This window comes from Pseudomonas sp. MF6776 (genome assembly GCF_016613125.1).
Classification (GTDB): domain Bacteria; phylum Pseudomonadota; class Gammaproteobacteria; order Pseudomonadales; family Pseudomonadaceae; genus Aquipseudomonas; species Aquipseudomonas iridis.
The window spans coordinates 124,255-138,668 of the sequence record NZ_JAENSQ010000001.1 but is presented as its reverse complement, the minus strand read 5'-3'; the positions used below and the strand labels follow the sequence as shown (position 1 = coordinate 138,668).

General features: G+C 58.4%; 15 protein-coding genes. 9 read left to right on the top strand and 6 right to left on the bottom strand.

Features of this window, described 5'->3' with window-relative positions; genetic code table 11:
- Positions 1 to 380 precede the first annotated feature (380 nt).
- Positions 381 to 1,064: a class I SAM-dependent methyltransferase gene (locus JJD74_RS00610; protein WP_115148209.1), complete on the top strand. Its 684-nt coding sequence runs from the start codon at positions 381 to 383 to the stop codon at positions 1,062 to 1,064.
- Positions 1,065 to 1,071: 7 nt separating this feature from the next.
- Positions 1,072 to 2,121 (top strand): hypothetical protein, encoded by a 1,050-nt coding sequence (locus JJD74_RS00605; RefSeq protein WP_200610635.1) that lies wholly within the window; start codon positions 1,072 to 1,074, stop codon positions 2,119 to 2,121.
- Between the two features lie 524 nt (positions 2,122 to 2,645).
- On the opposite strand, the gene JJD74_RS00600 is transcribed toward JJD74_RS00605, so the two are convergent.
- The 3 genes from JJD74_RS00600 to JJD74_RS00590 form a co-directional block, all read right to left on the bottom strand.
- Positions 2,646 to 3,203: a Smr/MutS family protein gene (locus JJD74_RS00600; RefSeq protein ID WP_042558443.1), complete on the bottom strand. Its 558-nt coding sequence runs from the start codon at positions 3,201 to 3,203 to the stop codon at positions 2,646 to 2,648.
- 74 nt (positions 3,204 to 3,277) lie between these two features.
- The gene (locus tag JJD74_RS00595; RefSeq protein WP_200610632.1) at positions 3,278 to 3,598 is read right to left on the bottom strand and encodes a hypothetical protein; all 321 of its coding nucleotides are present in this window, start codon (positions 3,596 to 3,598) and stop codon (positions 3,278 to 3,280) included.
- 131 nt (positions 3,599 to 3,729) lie between these two features.
- Positions 3,730 to 4,320 carry a cysteine hydrolase family protein gene (locus tag JJD74_RS00590; RefSeq protein WP_008080919.1) on the bottom strand — a complete coding sequence of 197 codons (591 nt, stop codon included), beginning with the start codon at positions 4,318 to 4,320 and terminating at the stop codon, positions 3,730 to 3,732.
- A 239-nt stretch (positions 4,321 to 4,559) separates the two neighbouring features.
- Between JJD74_RS00590 and prmB the strand changes: the two genes are divergently transcribed.
- Positions 4,560 to 5,468, top strand: a complete 909-nt coding sequence (gene prmB, locus JJD74_RS00585) for a 50S ribosomal protein L3 N(5)-glutamine methyltransferase (protein WP_042558446.1) — start codon at positions 4,560 to 4,562, stop codon at positions 5,466 to 5,468.
- Positions 5,469 to 5,583: 115 nt separating this feature from the next.
- On the opposite strand, the gene JJD74_RS00580 is transcribed toward prmB, so the two are convergent.
- Entirely contained in the window at positions 5,584 to 6,375 is a 792-nt protein-coding gene (locus tag JJD74_RS00580; RefSeq protein WP_042558447.1) for a hypothetical protein, read from the bottom strand.
- Positions 6,376 to 6,506: 131 nt separating this feature from the next.
- Positions 6,507 to 7,460, bottom strand: a complete 954-nt coding sequence (locus tag JJD74_RS00575; protein WP_042562007.1) for an alpha/beta hydrolase — start codon at positions 7,458 to 7,460, stop codon at positions 6,507 to 6,509.
- A gap of 130 nt (positions 7,461 to 7,590) precedes the next feature.
- Between JJD74_RS00575 and aroC the strand changes: the two genes are divergently transcribed.
- The 5 genes from aroC to mtnC all read left to right on the top strand — a co-directional run bounded on the left by aroC (position 7,591) and on the right by mtnC (position 11,813).
- Positions 7,591 to 8,682, top strand: a complete 1,092-nt coding sequence (gene aroC / locus JJD74_RS00570) for a chorismate synthase (RefSeq protein ID WP_200610629.1) — start codon at positions 7,591 to 7,593, stop codon at positions 8,680 to 8,682.
- Between the two features lie 34 nt (positions 8,683 to 8,716).
- A complete protein-coding gene (locus JJD74_RS00565) occupies positions 8,717 to 9,862 on the top strand; it encodes an MFS transporter (RefSeq protein ID WP_200610617.1) in 1,146 nt (381 codons plus the stop codon).
- Complete coding sequence (locus JJD74_RS00560) at positions 9,859 to 10,485, top strand: methylthioribulose 1-phosphate dehydratase (RefSeq protein WP_042558450.1); 627 nt, start codon at positions 9,859 to 9,861, stop codon at positions 10,483 to 10,485. Before JJD74_RS00565 ends, JJD74_RS00560 begins: the two co-directional genes overlap by 4 nt.
- A gap of 94 nt (positions 10,486 to 10,579) precedes the next feature.
- Positions 10,580 to 11,125 (top strand): 1,2-dihydroxy-3-keto-5-methylthiopentene dioxygenase, encoded by a 546-nt coding sequence (locus JJD74_RS00555; RefSeq protein ID WP_200610614.1) that lies wholly within the window; start codon positions 10,580 to 10,582, stop codon positions 11,123 to 11,125.
- Positions 11,126 to 11,129: 4 nt separating this feature from the next.
- A complete protein-coding gene (gene mtnC, locus JJD74_RS00550) occupies positions 11,130 to 11,813 on the top strand; it encodes an acireductone synthase (protein WP_200610613.1) in 684 nt (227 codons plus the stop codon).
- 95 nt (positions 11,814 to 11,908) lie between these two features.
- Here the strand turns inward: mtnC and JJD74_RS00545 are convergent, their stop codons facing one another.
- The gene (locus tag JJD74_RS00545) at positions 11,909 to 12,187 is read right to left on the bottom strand and encodes a DUF3509 domain-containing protein (RefSeq protein WP_042558453.1); all 279 of its coding nucleotides are present in this window, start codon (positions 12,185 to 12,187) and stop codon (positions 11,909 to 11,911) included.
- A gap of 384 nt (positions 12,188 to 12,571) precedes the next feature.
- Between JJD74_RS00545 and JJD74_RS00540 the strand changes: the two genes are divergently transcribed.
- Positions 12,572 to 14,410 (top strand): long-chain-acyl-CoA synthetase, encoded by a 1,839-nt coding sequence (locus JJD74_RS00540; protein WP_200610610.1) that lies wholly within the window; start codon positions 12,572 to 12,574, stop codon positions 14,408 to 14,410.
- The last annotated feature ends 4 nt before the right edge of the window (positions 14,411 to 14,414 follow it).

The following is a 14,414-nucleotide window of genomic DNA, read 5'->3' as shown; positions in this document are numbered from 1 at the left end:
ATACCGAACCAAGGGGCAAAGGGAACGGGGCTAAAGGGGCTGAGGGGAGGGCAGACGGCGGGATGGCTCGCGCTTCGCGGCGAACTGAACGCGCCTCAAGAAATCACTCAATTGGCCGATACGATTACGGAGTCTTGGTGGACGAGCCGCAAGATGTATTACTCGCGAGAAGCCGAACAAGATGATCTGTAGGCCCGATGGCCATCGAATCGAGCCTGGTATCGGCGGACCTCTTTCTTTTTGACCTTGCGCCCTGGCTACTGCACCTGCGCGGCAGGCACCTGACAACAGTTTTATGACGAGCTGATACCCCAGGGTGTTCAAGTACTAATCATTTATTCACGGTGTCTGGAGTCTGGGCACTGGGTGCCGAGGTGTTTATGGGATTGCTTGATAGAGATTTTAATTTGAACAGTGGTGAGCGACTCACCGCGCTGCATGTAGATGCACTCCCACCCGATGCTATCGCTCGCTATGAGTTCGCATGCGAGGTCCTCGCCGATTTGCCGGGACCGCTCATTGGTGCCGATATTTTTTGCGGCAATGGTTATGGCACCCACCTGCTGGCGCAATCGTTGCCGTGCTTCATACACGGTATCGACGGCTCGGCAGAGTCAATTGACTTGGCCAATCGCAATTACGTTGACGTGAATACGCTGTTCAGCCAGAAGTTTTTCCCGTTTTCGCTTCCGGCCAACCATTTTGATTTCATCGTGTCGATCGAGTCCATTGAACACGTTGAGCAAGGTGAAGCGTTCTTTGGGCTGTTGGTCCACGCATTAAAACCGGGTGGCCGATTGATTATCTCTGCGCCCAACTCGCAGGTTGTCGACCTGACCAAAAACCCTTACGCATGGCACTACAAGCATTACACGGTGGAAGAGTTTCTGAGCCTGGGCGAGCGGCATGGATTGAAGTTGATGACATGGTTGGGCGCCGACTGCACGTTGGTCAACCCGAGTGGGAAGGTGGTCGCGGGCAATTATTTCAGCCCGCATAGCGGCGCTTTGGTCGCAGGCCGTATTGGCGATACACAAACCTTTTACTTTCAAAAACCACAGTGAGCCCGGCATGACTGTTCGTAAAAAACTCTACTTTATCGGTTGGGATTACGCTACGCCGCGTTCGGTGCCTTTCAAACGCGCTCTGCAAGATCGGAACTTCCCTTGGGAACCGGTGGCACTGGTACATGACAAGGTACTAATGGATGCCGTTGATGACATCAAGTTGATGACCACTGAAGACTTTCTGGCGCAATGCATCCCGGGACAGACGACGGCCATGTTGTTTTCCCATGATGAGCAGCAACGCAGTCTTTGGCAGCGCCGCGGGCGAGACTATGGCATTCAATGGGTCGACCAGGGCGAGTTGCTGATGGACTACGCCGCTACATTGAGCCAAAGCGGACAATCCCGGGATCTGGGACCGATGATCCTGCCGCAGGCGTTCGACCCGAAAGCCTGTGACGCGCTCAGGGCTTATCGCGGACTTTGGCCGGACGCGCTGTCCAACCAGACCTTTGAGGCGTATTTAAGTTTTCTCGATACCGGGTTGACCACACGTCTGTCCGAAGCCATGCAGCCACTTTGCGAGCATCCGTTTTATCAGACTGCCGCTCAAAGGCACTCCATGCAGCCCTGCGAGAACGAAGCAACGCAGGCGTGGGAAATCGCACCCAAGCGCACGGCCTTCCTTGAGCAAGTGGTATTGCAGACTTCGGGTAATCACGTCAAATACGCGTTCTCTGCCATGAATGCCGTTAGCGCCAGCGGTGGGGCGGCCCAACTGAAATTGCTGCTACAGGGCCTGGGTATTACGCCTGCTGCTTCAACCGTGCAAATCGAAAATGGGGAACTGGTCCAGGCAGGCATCGATGGGTTCGACTTGCCGGACACGGCGGCACCACGTAAATGGCTGCATCTTCAGGTCGATGATCCCGCGTTGATACTGCAAGCGCTGGGTCGCCAGACTCGCGAGTTGCTGGCGCATGTGCGAGTGGGTCTGCGCCCGACTCAACTGCTTCAATTGTTGGAGCATCACCCCATCGAGACGATGACATTGGTCTGCGACAGGCCCGGTCCGCTGGGATTGCAGGTGACGATCCATACAAGAAAAGTCTGAGTTAGCCACTCTACGACGTCTGGCCGGCATCTTCATATCGAATTGCAAGTTGATCTGGTTTGAAGCTCTGCTGGCCAGTACCAGTGGGCAAATCTATCGCCCTTTGGAGATTTTCGTTGCGACTGGAAACGGAACTCCTCCGTCTGGATGGCAGCGCACACAGCAGTAGGGCACCTGGTCAGTCGGCTTTCGGCCACTGCGCCCCTGCCAGGAAGCCGCTTACTGTCAAACCATCATCCAACAATGAAAAAAGCCCCGCATCGTTTTAAGCGATGCGGGGCTTTTTCGATATATTTGGGACAGTGATCCCTTACCAATTTCTGTAGCAATAACCGTGTATTAGCATGGAATCCAGAGTTTTCTTCGGTGCTAAGCCTCTGATTTCATTGACCCTGAGACCCTGTTTAAAACCCTAAACATCGCGGTGTAAATCTGTTCCAGGGACATGAAACTACCTGTGGGGATTTTCGCAATGAGCAAGGGTGCGGTAGCGGACACGCCCCTGCAAGTTCGGTGTAACGCGATTATTCGTCGCGGCCTTCCATCATGGTGCGTTTGAGCATCACGTAAACCGCGCCGGCGCCGCCATGTTTGGCCTGGCACGAGCAGAAACCCAGCACTTGCGCGTGCTGGCGCAACCAGGTGTTGACGTGGCTTTTGATCATCGGCCGCTTGCCGTCCAGCCGCACAGCCTTGCCGTGGGTGACGCGCACGCAGCGAATTTCGAATTTGGTCGCTTCGGCGAGAAACGCCCATAGCGTTTCCCGGGCCTTTTCCACGTTCATGCCGTGCAGGTCGAGGCTGCCTTCGAACGGGATCTGCCCGACCTTGAGCTTGCGCATCTGACTTTCCTGAACCCCGTCCCGGGACCACATCAACTCGTCTTCCGGACCTACATCGATCACGAACTGATCCGACAGACCGTCAACGGTCGCCTGGTCGGTGCGCACGGTGGCCGATTGGCGCAGCTTGGCGATCTGTGCGCGGTCAGTCTTGGGTTTGCCGGTGTCGGCGCGATCGTGCTTGATCGGCTTGACGCCACGCAGCTCGTTTTTGAACAGGGAAAAATCGTCGTCTTGCATATCAGCCTCCGCGAAGGGCGGCCAGTTTACCCAAGTCGAAACAAAACGGCCCGGCTAAAAGCCAGGCCGTCGATTCAGTCGTGTTTTTTCATCAGGTGCGGGGACATGTTCAGTTCCCTCGATTGCCGTGCGCGACGGCGGCAGCGACGCCACAGGGCGACACCGAAATACATAAACAGCAAACCGACCGCCAGAATGATCGCCGAGCCCATGGGCGTGGCGTTCAAGTCACCGAGCGCCGGCGGGCGTCCCAGCAGGCTGGCTGCACCGGCCATCGCCAGCAGCACGCCAAACGTCGCCAGAATGGCGGCGAACGCTGCACCAAAACGAAAACGCCAGTTGCTTTGGCCTTTGGGCCGCAAGCGGCGTGCGTCAAATCCATCGGATAACTTCATTCCGACCTTCCTCAATGGGTATCGGCCCTTCGACCGGGAGTTGACCGGGTTGTTCCGGAGGCTATGGCATTTGCGGCAAATGAGAGGCTTTTGCGGATGAGCGGCGGCATGAGCCGCTCATCAAGCGGCGATCAGATCAGGTCTTGAGTCAAGGCGAGGGTGGCGAAGTTGTCGGCCATGATCGCCATTTCCGCCTCCTGCACGCGTTCGGCGCTCAGTACACGGCCCTTGAAGGGCAAGTCACGGGTGGCGCAGGCATCTTCAACCAGGGTGCAGCGGAAACCCAGGTTCTTCGCTGCACGCACGGTGGTACTGACGCTGGAATGGCTCATGAAGCCGCAAACGATCAGGTCCAGCGAGCCAAGGTTTTGCAGGCGATCGAGCAATTCGGTGCCGTGAAATGCGCTCGGCAGCAGTTTGCCGATGATGGTTTCGTCACCCTGCGGCTCGAGGCCGGGGATGAATTCGCCGCGTTCGCCTTGCGGGTCGAACAGGCCACCGACGGTGCCGAGGTGACGCACATGCACGATAGGCCGACCGGCGGCACGGGCGGCGGCGACCACTTGTTTGATGTTTGCGACGGCCGCGTCCATGCCGCTCAGGGCCAACGGGCCACTGAGATATTCTTTCTGGGCATCGATGATGACCACGGTCGCATGGCTCAGTGTGGCCGCTGCGTAACCGCGACCGCTGAGTTGAAACATCGTTTTTGGAACGGACATTCTGGGGCTCCTTGGGGTGGGGCTTTTGCGGCATTGTCCTCTGGCTGAGCGGTTCTGTGAATCGCTACCATCGTAGGCACCGTCGTTATTGGCCTGCAGCCTTGTCAAGTTACACGTTCTGTTCAATAGCTGATAAGAAAAACAGAACAGTCCTACGGTCGGCCCGGTGTTTTTCCTGCGTCGTCGCGAGGCGTTTTGGCTGGTAGAATCCCCAGTCGTTTTTTCTGGAGTTCTGCCCCGTGATCACTTCCCGACTTCGTACCCTGCGCGACCATATCCGTTGGGCCGTCAGCCGCTTCCATGGGGAGGATCTGTTTTTCGGCCATGGCACCGACAACGCGTGGGATGAAGCCCGCCAGTTGGTGTTGGGCGCTCTGCACCTGCCGTGGGAGATCGCCGACAGCTATCTGGACTGCGCGCTGGAAGACGATGAACTGGTTAATCTGCAACGCATGCTCAAACGCCGCATCGAAGAGCGCATTCCAACCGCATACCTGTTGGGTGAAGCGTGGTTCTGCGGCATGTCCTTCATTGTCGATGAGCGTGTGTTGATTCCGCGTTCGCCGATTGGCGAGCTGATCGAAAACCGTTTTGCGCCGTGGTTCGGCGACGAGCCGGCGCGAATTCTTGACCTGTGCACCGGCTCCGGTTGCATCGGTATCGCTTGCGCTTACGAGTTCCAGAACGCTGAAGTCGTGCTGGCGGATCTGTCGTTTGAAGCGCTAGAGGTGGCCAATCAGAATATCGAGCGTCACGGCGTCGATGAGCGTGTGTACACGGTGCAGGGCGATGGCTTTGATGGATTGCCGGGTCAGCGTTTCGACCTGATCGTGTCGAACCCGCCTTACGTGGATGCCGAAGATTTCGCCGACATGCCGGACGAATATCAACACGAACCGGAGTTGGGCCTGGCCTGCGGTGATGACGGTCTGAACCTGGTACGACGGATGCTCGCCGAAGCGGCGGATCATTTGACCGAGAAGGGTTTGCTGATTGTTGAAGTCGGCAATAGCCAGGTGCACGTTGAGGCGCTGTACCCGGAAGTCGATTTTGCCTGGCTGGAATTCGCGCGCGGCGGGCATGGCGTGTTCATGCTGACCGCGGAGCAGTGCCGCGATCATCAGGCGCTGTTCGCTTCCCGCGTTTAACCCGCTAAAAGCTTCGTCGGAACGCCGCCCGGAACAGGCTCGCTCCCACCTTTGGAATGCATTTTCCTGTGGGAGCGAGCCTGCTCGCGAATGGCCGCACCGCGGTATCAAGCCATCAGCGGTGTGTCGCAATCCAGATCAACAACCCCGCCTGAAACACCGCAAACGCCACCAGGCAAGTAATGGTGAACCGCAGCCCGGCGTCTTCGCGCTTGAACTTGCTGACCTTGTCTTCCTGCTTTTTGAGCTTCACTTCCTGCTCGGCCAGATTCTGCTCAGCCTGCTGAAGCATCTGCGCCGCTTCAAGAATTTCGACGACTTGGAGCTTTTCGCTGTTCCAGTCACCGAGCAAGTCTGCGACCTGCACCTCCTTGACGCTGCCCTTCAAATGCTGCGCATCGGCGTACGCCACGTCAAAACCATGCACGCGCAGGAAATGATCGCGACGCAGGCGAGTGTCCTCGTTCAACGCGTCCTTGTTGTTCAAGTCCATGCCGTCGACGGTGTAGGTGGGCCAGCGTTTTTTCGCCCAGTTGATGCCTTGCGCAGCGACGAAACGGCCGATGCCACGGTTCAACGGTTCGATCTGCAAGCCGCTGTCCGGGCCAAAGTGCACACGCTTGGTGGTGTGATTGACCCATACGTCGAGGTGATTCTGTTCTTTGCGCACGCGCTGGCCAGGCAGTTTGATCGCCATGCGCATCAGGCTTTGCTCTTTGCTGTTGCGCTCGGCGTAACCGAATTCGACAAAGCGCAGCGGCCGGCCACCGGTGTGGCGATCAGTCTGTAGCGGGGCCAGGCGGAGCATCTTGTGGTGCTCGGCGTGGACATCCGCCCACGGCAGCTCGACCGCTGGCGGTACGTCTTTTTCAGCGGTGGTGTCGGGTGAAGTCTGCGTATCTGTCATAACGGCGAGATCCTGTCCAAGCCCTGCTTGTCACCAGCGATTGCGCTGGCGACAAAGGCTTATCGGCCGTTTTCTTCAGGACTGGAGGGGTATCAGGCTGGAAAACTGCCTGAAACGCCCCCAGTTGAGGCTTAACGGGCGCGAAGTCCGTCAATAAAGTCGATGATTTGCGAGCCGAGTTCTGCCGCCAGTGGCAAATTCGGGTCCTTGTAGGAGGCCAGTTGGCGCTTCATGTCGTTGTGCACGATGCGCAAGACATGGTTCATGCCTTCGATCACCACCAGTTTGGCGTCCGGTTTGGCAGCCTTGAGCAATTTCGCGTCTTCGGTACCGACCTGCATGTCATTGCTGCCTTGGACAATCAGCGCCGGCATTGGCAATTGCGCGAACGCTTTCGCGGGATCCTGACGGAACAGCGAAATCAGATACGGCTGCACGCTCGGACGGAATATCACTTGCAGTTGCGCCGGTACGTTGTCATCGACGTGACCGGCCTTGAGGCTGTCGAGCAGTTCATTGCTGCGCATCATCAGGGGCGGCGGCAGGCTGCGGGCCAGCTGTTCACGAATCACCTGATCGACCGGGCGGGCACTGCCGGACAAGGAAATCACCGCTGCCGCGTCTACCTTTGGCGCAGCGAGGGTGGCGATCAGCGCGCCTTCACTGTGACCGAGCAGAATCAGTTGACCGAAACGCGGATCCGCCTTGAGCTTTTGTCCCCACGCCACCGCGTCGGCCGCGTAGGCCTCGACTGACAGATTGCGCTCATCCGGGGTCGCGGCGAGGCTCGCGGCCACGCCGCGCTTGTCGTAACGCACGCTGGCGATGTTGTGTTTGGCCAGCACCCATGCCAGCCGTTTGAGACTGTCGTTGCGCCCGCCGTCGGGGTTGTTTCCGTCACGATCCGTAGGACCTGAGCCAGAAATGATCAGGACAACCGGTACAGGCTTGTCGGATTTTGGCAGCAACAGCGAGCCGAAAAGTTCGCCGCTGCCGGTGTCCAGAGACATCGGGCGCTGTAGGACAGTCGCCTGGGCAAAGCCAGTAAATAGGGTAAGACTCAAGATCAGAACTCGCAGCATCATCACGCCATCATTCGCCAAGATGCCGGTTGGACTCGCCAGCACCACTAAGGTTCGAGGATGAACTACTCGGTTAGCCTGCGTATACTGGCGCGCATCACGAATTTGGGTTTGATTTCACGGAGCGTCCTGCATGTCCGGCAATACCTACGGCAAGTTGTTCTCTGTCACCACCGCTGGCGAAAGCCATGGTCCGGCGTTGGTCGCCATTGTCGACGGCTGCCCGCCGGGCCTGGAGATTTCTGTCGAAGACTTGCAGCGCGACCTTGATCGCCGCAAGCCCGGCACCAGCCGCCACACCACCCAGCGCCAAGAGCCCGACGAAGTCGAAATCCTTTCCGGCGTGTTCGAGGGGCGCACCACCGGTTGCTCGATTGGCCTGCTGATCCGCAACACCGACCAGAAGTCCAAGGACTACTCGGCGATCAAGGATCTGTTCCGCCCGGCCCACGCCGACTACACCTACCACCACAAATACGGCGAGCGCGACTACCGTGGCGGTGGCCGCAGCTCGGCGCGCGAGACCGCGATGCGTGTGGCGGCGGGGGCGATTGCGAAGAAATTCCTCGCCACTCAGGGCATCGTCATTCGTGGCTACATGAGCCAGCTCGGCCCGATCGAAATCCCGTTCAAGACCTGGGATTCGGTTGAGCAGAACGCTTTCTTCAGCCCCGACCCGGACAAAGTCCCCGAGCTGGAAGCCTACATGGACCAGCTGCGCCGTGATCAGGACTCGGTCGGAGCGAAAATCACCGTGGTCGCTGAAGGTGTGATGCCGGGTCTGGGCGAGCCGATTTTCGATCGTCTCGACGCTGAACTGGCCCACGCGCTGATGAGCATCAATGCGGTCAAAGGCGTGGAAATCGGCGCCGGTTTTGCCTGCGTTGCCCAGCGCGGCACCGAGCATCGTGATGAAATGACACCGCTAGGTTTCCTCAGCAACAACGCTGGCGGCATCCTTGGCGGTATCTCGTCCGGTCAGCCGATCGTTGCGCATCTGGCGTTGAAGCCAACGTCGAGCATCACCACCCCGGGCCGTTCGATTGATGTCGATGGCAACCCGGTCGATGTCATCACCAAGGGCCGTCACGACCCGTGCGTGGGAATCCGCGCCACACCGATTGCCGAGGCGATGATGGCCATCGTGCTGATGGATCACCTGTTGCGTCACCGTGGGCAGAACGCCGATGTGCGCGTGAGCACGCCGGTGCTGCGTCAGCTTTGATGGCAGATATCAAAGCCGCTGCGGCTTGACGGGCGTGGCGGCGCTTCCTTACTGGCGGCTGTCCAGTTTTTATCTGTTCTATTTCGCCTTGCTCGGTTCGACGGCGCCGTTTCTGGCGCTGTACTTCGATCACCTCGGATTCAGCGCCGCGCGCATCGGCGAACTGGTGGCAATCCCGATGTTGATGCGCTGTGTGGCGCCGAACATCTGGGGCTGGTTGGGCGACTACACCGGCAAACGCCTGGCCATCGTACGTTTCGGCGCGGTGTGCACGTTGCTCACGTTCTCGTTGATTTTCGTCAGCAAGAGCTACGCGTGGCTGGCGATGGTCATGGCGCTGCATGCGTTCTTCTGGCACGCGGTGTTGCCGCAGTTCGAAGTCATTACGCTGGCGCATCTGCAGGGCCAGACTTCGCGTTACAGCCAGATCCGCCTGTGGGGCTCGATTGGTTTCATCATCACTGTGGTCGCTTTGGGGCGCCTGTTCGAATGGCTCAGCCTCGACATCTACCCAGCGGCGCTGGTGTTGATCATGGCCGGCATTGTCCTCAGCAGCTTGTGGGTGCCGAACGCGCAACCGGCGCAGGGCAGCCGACCGGGCGGGGAGGGCTTTCTCAAACAATTGCGCAGCCCCGGTGTGTTGGCGTTTTACGGCTGCGTGGCGCTGATGCAAATGAGCCACGGCCCGTATTACACGTTTTTGACTTTGCACCTGGAAAAACTCGGTTACACACGAGGCGTGATCGGCATGCTCTGGGCGGTCGGTGTGGTCGCCGAAGTGCTGATGTTCATGGCCATGAGCCGGATTCTGGCGCGGTTCTCGGTGCGCCGGGTGCTGCTGGCCAGTTTTCTGCTGGCGGCCCTGCGCTGGTTACTGCTAGGTTCGTTCGCCGAGTTTCTCTGGGTGCTGCTGTTCGCACAGATTCTCCATGCGGCGACTTTCGGCAGTTTTCACGCCGCTGCCATCCAGTTCGTGCAACGTAGCTTCGGTGCGCGCCAACAGGGGCAGGGCCAGGCGCTGTATGCGGCACTGGCCGGCACCGGCGGTGCGCTGGGCGCGTTGTATTCCGGCTACAGCTGGAATGCCCTCGGGGCGACATTGACCTTTAGTATTGCCAGTCTCGCGGCGCTTGCTGCTGCCGTTATCATTGCCACACGTATGCAAGAGGACAGGCCATGAGCCTTACGCGTGAACAACTCGCCCAGCAAATCGTCGACGCCGGGCGTTTCCTTTATGGTCGCGGCTGGTCGCCGGCCACCAGCAGCAATTATTCGACGCGCCTGTCGGCCAGCGAAGCGTTGTTGACCGTGTCCGGCAAGCACAAGGGCCAGTTGGGTGTGGACGATGTGCTCGCCACCGACCTTGCCGGTAACAGCCTGGAACCGGGCAAAAAGCCGTCCGCCGAAACTCTGCTGCACACCCAGCTCTACAGTTGGCGCCCGGAGATCGGTGCGGTGCTGCACACTCACTCGGTCAATGCCACGGTGCTGTCGCGGCTGACGCCGCAAGACTTTATCGAGTTCGAAGACTACGAACTGCAAAAAGCCTTCAGCGGCATCTCGACCCATGAATCCCGGGTGCGCGTGCCGATTTTCGACAACGACCAGGATATTGCGCGGCTCGCCGCCAAGGTGCAGCCTTGGCTCGACGCCCATCCCGATTGCGTCGGTTATCTGATTCGCGGTCACGGCCTCTACACCTGGGGCGCGCAGATGAACGACGCGTTGCGCCAGATCGAAGCCTTTGAATTCCTGTTTGAATGCGAGTTGAAAACCCGCAGCGTCATGAACCGCCAGGGCTGACTTCACCCGAAGTCGCCCATTTGCCTGATGAAATGCTGTGCCCGACCGGTCTGCAAGAACCGGACGGCAAGGCCGATACCGAGGAATTGCCCCAATGAGCAGCCTGTCCGTCTATCACGTTTCCAGCCCTGACATTCCGAACAAGGTGCTGACCCATTTCGAAGACATCGCCTCGACTCTGGCCGAGCAAGGTGTGCGCTTCGACCGCTGGCAAGCCACCGCGAAGATCCAGCCCGGCGCCACGCAGGAAGAGGTGATCAGCGCTTACCAGGAGCAGATCGACAAACTGATGACTGAACGCGGTTACGTCACCGTCGACGTCATCAGCCTTAACAGCGACCACCCGCAAAAAGCCGAACTGCGCGCCAAGTTCCTCGAAGAACACCGCCATGGTGAAGACGAAGTCAGATTTTTCGTCGCCGGTCGTGGGCTGTTTACCCTGCACATCGACGATTACGTGTACGCCGTACTCTGCGAGAAGAACGATCTGATCTCCGTTCCAGCTGGCACCAAGCACTGGTTCGACATGGGCGAACATCCGCACTTTGTCGCGATCCGTCTGTTTAACAGCCCGGACGGCTGGGTTGCCAATTTCACCGGCGAAGACATCGCCGGCCGATTCCCGCGTCTGGAGGACTGAGCCCATGTCGATCAAAGTCATCCTCACCGACATCGAAGGTACCACCAGCGCCGTCAGTTTCGTCTTCGACGTACTGTTTCCTTACGCGGCCAGACACCTGCCGGATTTCGTACGCCAGAACGCTGAGCGTGCCGATGTCGCAGAGCAGCTCGACGCCGTACGCCGTGACAGCAACGAGCCGCAGGCCGACGTTGAACGGGTTGTTGAAATCCTTTTGAGCTGGATTGCCGAAGACCGTAAAGCCACGCCGCTTAAAGCGTTGCAAGGCATGGTCTGGGAGCAGGGTTATCAGGCCGGGCAGTTGAAGGGGCATGTTTATCCGGATGCTGTTGAAGCACTTCAACGCTGGCACGCGGCCGGTTATCGACTGTTTGTGTACTCGTCGGGCTCGATCCAGGCACAGAAGCTGATCTTCGGCTGTTCGGAAGCAGGTGATCTGACGCCGCTGTTCAGCGGATATTTCGACACTACGTCGGGACCGAAACGAGAGGCGCAGTCTTACACGAACATTCAACAGGCGATCGCGGTTGAACCTGCGCAGATCCTGTTTCTGTCGGACATCGTCGAAGAGCTCGATGCCGCTCAGTCAGCGGGCCTGAAAACCTGCGGTCTGGCCCGCGATGGCGGAGAACTGGCGGGCCACGTTACCGTCGACAGCTTCACCGGCATCGAACCGGAAGCGTTCTAACTTTTACGCAAAACCCTGCATAGATCCGGGCACAAAAAAACAGGCCGTGAAGCGAAAGCTCCACGGCCTGTTTTGTTTAACGAGTTCTTAAGCGTTTACAGCGAGTGATACGTCGGCAGGGCAAAGCGCTGCTGGCTCTGCAGCATCGCAATTTGCGGCAACTCGCTGGCCTGTTCGGCCAGGTCACGGCGAATCGCACTGATTGCCCAGGACAGTTGGTCGCCGGCATGCAGTTGCTGATACGACAGTGCACGTTTGAACACTTTGCCGTCGGCACTACGCAGGGTCAGCAAAATCCCGCCATCGGGACGCGGCGAGGTGGTGACGTCGAAGTTGGAGAACAGGGAGGTAAATTTTTCTTGAATCAGGCTCATGTTTTTCAGCTCCGTATGCACTTGAATGGCAAGCATGCATAGGAGGTTGCAGTGATTGTGCCAGCACCGGATAAAAATAAAATCGTTATAAATCAATAGCTTAAAAATAAGATGATTTTGAGATGTCGTGCAAACTGCATGAATGGCCATCGTGCATCCTGCATTTTGCGGGATCATTGAGCAATTAACGGAACCAATCGGGCTTTTCTGAATCATCGACATCGCCGCCGCCCGGGCGGATACAAAACATTGCAAAAACCGCGTGTACAGCCTGAGAAGCGCTGACGTACTTTCAGTCTCGACCCTCGCTCGAATGCGACGGTTGCACTAGCCCGACAATAAAAAAACATCGGCCACCACGCCAAGGTCGAACGGGGAGCTTCCATGAGTCACGCGCCAAGCGACACGATTACCTGGGGCATGATGCTCCGCAAGCTGCCGATGATTGCCAAGGCCATTCCCCGAGTGGTCAAGGGCATGAAGGTCGCCAACGTCACGGATCCGACCCAAAGCTGTGGCCTTGGCTGGACGTTCGAACAAGCGACTCTGCGCAACCCCGATGGCCCGGCGCTATTGCAGGGCGAGGTTTCGTTAAGCTACTCGCAAGTCAACCAGTGGGCCAATCGCATCGCCCATTATCTGAGTGAGCAGGGCATCGGCAAGGGCGATGTGGTCGCGGTTTTTATCGAGAATCGCCCGGAGTTGCTGGTGACGATTCTGGCACTGGCCAAGCTCGGTGCCGTCAGCGCGCTGCTCAATACTTCGCTGACCCGTGACACGTTGATTCACAGCGTGAATCTGGTCGCGCCGGTGGCGATTGTGGTCGGCGAAGAACTGCTGCCGGCGTTCGCTGCGGTGCGCGATCAGGTCGCGATTGCGCCGCAACGCAGCTGGTTTGTTGCCGATCAGGACACCTGCAACCATCCGGGCATTGCGCCCGAAGGCTACGTCAACCTGATCAGCGCCAGTGTCGATGCCTCCAGTGAAAATCCGCCAAGCAGTCAACAGGTATTTTTCGACGACCCGTGTTTCTACATCTACACCTCCGGCACCACCGGCCTGCCCAAGGCCGGGGTGTTCAAGCATGGTCGCTGGATGCGCAGTTCGACCAGCTTCGGCATGATCGCGCTGAACATGCGCCCCGACGATGTCGTCTACTGCACCTTGCCGCTGTACCACGCCACGGGTCTGTGTGTGTGCTGGGGCTCGGCGATCAACGGCGCATCGGGTTTTGCGATACGCCGTAAATTCAGCGCCAGTCATTTTTGGAGCGACGTGCGCCGCTATCGCGCGACCACCATTGGTTATGTCGGTGAGTTGTGCCGCTATCTGGTCGATCAACCGGCCAGCGCCGACGACAACCGTCACGGCGTGCGCAAGATGATCGGCAACGGCTTGCGCCCCGGCGCATGGGCCGAGTTCAAGACACGCTTTGCCGTCGAGCACATCTGCGAGCTGTATGCGGCGAGCGACGGCAATATCGGTTTCACCAATATTCTCAACTTCGACAACACCATCGGTTTTTCGCTGATGGCCTGGGAACTGGTGGCTTACGACCATGACAGCGGCCAGCCGGTGCGCAGTGCTGACGGTTTCATGCGCAAGGTCGGCAAGGGCGAGCAGGGCTTGTTGTTGGCGCGGATCGACGAAAAGGCGCCACTGGACGGTTATACCGATCCGCAGAAGACCGCCAAGGTTGTGCTGCACGATGTATTTAGCAAAGGCGATCGCTTTTTCAACACCGGCGACCTGCTGCGCAACATCGGTTTCGGTCATGCCCAGTTTGTTGATCGCCTGGGCGACACCTACCGCTGGAAGGGCGAAAACGTCTCGACCACAGAAGTCGAAAACCTGCTGCTGCAACATCCGCAGATTTGCGAAGCTGTGGCGTATGGCGTGGAAATCCACAACACCAACGGCCGCGCCGGAATGGCGGCGATTACCCCGGCTGAATCCTTGGCGACGCTGGATTTCGCCGAATTGCTGGCATTCGCACGGCAACGCCTGCCGGCCTATGCGGTGCCGTTGTTTCTGCGGGTGAAGGTGAAAATGGAAACCACCGGCACGTTCAAATATCAGAAAACGCGCCTGAAAAACGAAGGCTTCGACCCAGGCCAGACAGGCGACGATCCGATTTTCGCCTGGCTACCCGGCACGCAAACCTACGTGCAGGTTACCGATGAAGTGTTGGCTGAAATCCATCAGGGCAAATACCGTTATTGATTCT

What these genes read in the sequence shown, in the direction of transcription:
- JJD74_RS00610 (WP_115148209.1), top strand. Translation starts at nt 381, where the DNA reads ATGGGATTGCTTGATAGAGATTTTAATTTGAACAGTGGTGAGCGACTC.
- JJD74_RS00575 (WP_042562007.1), bottom strand. Translation starts at nt 7,460, where the DNA reads ATGATGCTGCGAGTTCTGATCTTGAGTCTTACCCTATTTACTGGCTTT.
- JJD74_RS00600 (WP_042558443.1), bottom strand. Translation starts at nt 3,203, where the DNA reads ATGCAAGACGACGATTTTTCCCTGTTCAAAAACGAGCTGCGTGGCGTC.
- JJD74_RS00545 (WP_042558453.1), bottom strand. Translation starts at nt 12,187, where the DNA reads ATGAGCCTGATTCAAGAAAAATTTACCTCCCTGTTCTCCAACTTCGAC.
- aroC (WP_200610629.1), top strand. Translation starts at nt 7,591, where the DNA reads ATGTCCGGCAATACCTACGGCAAGTTGTTCTCTGTCACCACCGCTGGC.
- JJD74_RS00590 (WP_008080919.1), bottom strand. Translation starts at nt 4,320, where the DNA reads ATGTCCGTTCCAAAAACGATGTTTCAACTCAGCGGTCGCGGTTACGCA.
- JJD74_RS00580 (WP_042558447.1), bottom strand. Translation starts at nt 6,375, where the DNA reads ATGACAGATACGCAGACTTCACCCGACACCACCGCTGAAAAAGACGTA.
- JJD74_RS00540 (WP_200610610.1), top strand. Translation starts at nt 12,572, where the DNA reads ATGAGTCACGCGCCAAGCGACACGATTACCTGGGGCATGATGCTCCGC.
- JJD74_RS00605 (WP_200610635.1), top strand. Translation starts at nt 1,072, where the DNA reads ATGACTGTTCGTAAAAAACTCTACTTTATCGGTTGGGATTACGCTACG.
- JJD74_RS00595 (WP_200610632.1), bottom strand. Translation starts at nt 3,598, where the DNA reads ATGAAGTTATCCGATGGATTTGACGCACGCCGCTTGCGGCCCAAAGGC.
- mtnC (WP_200610613.1), top strand. Translation starts at nt 11,130, where the DNA reads ATGTCGATCAAAGTCATCCTCACCGACATCGAAGGTACCACCAGCGCC.
- JJD74_RS00555 (WP_200610614.1), top strand. Translation starts at nt 10,580, where the DNA reads ATGAGCAGCCTGTCCGTCTATCACGTTTCCAGCCCTGACATTCCGAAC.
- JJD74_RS00560 (WP_042558450.1), top strand. Translation starts at nt 9,859, where the DNA reads ATGAGCCTTACGCGTGAACAACTCGCCCAGCAAATCGTCGACGCCGGG.